1 pseudogene is annotated in these 233 nt (G+C 47.2%); it reads right to left on the bottom strand.

The features are described 5' to 3' along the window. A pseudogene (locus tag PU683_RS21980) lies at positions 1-233 on the bottom strand (ketol-acid reductoisomerase); the annotation flags it as partial.

The following is a 233-nucleotide window of genomic DNA, read 5'->3' as shown; positions in this document are numbered from 1 at the left end:
ACCTGCTTCAGTTAATGTTTCAAATCCGGCTTTGACAAGCGCGCTTAATCCGCCGCAAAGAACTGCTTGCTCACCGAACAAATCTGTTTCTGTTTCTTCTTTAAATGTCGTTTCTAATACGCCAGCTCTTGCGCCGCCGATTCCTTTAGCATAAGCGAGGGCTTTGTCCCTTGCTTCTCCAGTCACATCTTGATAGATTGCGAACAATGCAGGTACCCCAGCTCCTTGCTCAT

It is taken from the genome of Candidatus Kosakonia sp. 282A-S69, assembly GCF_029433855.1.
In the GTDB taxonomy this organism is placed as follows: domain Bacteria; phylum Pseudomonadota; class Gammaproteobacteria; order Enterobacterales; family Enterobacteriaceae; genus Kosakonia; species Kosakonia cowanii_A.
The sequence above is the reverse complement of the archived record's forward strand: the minus strand, read 5'-3'. Positions and strand labels throughout refer to the sequence as shown.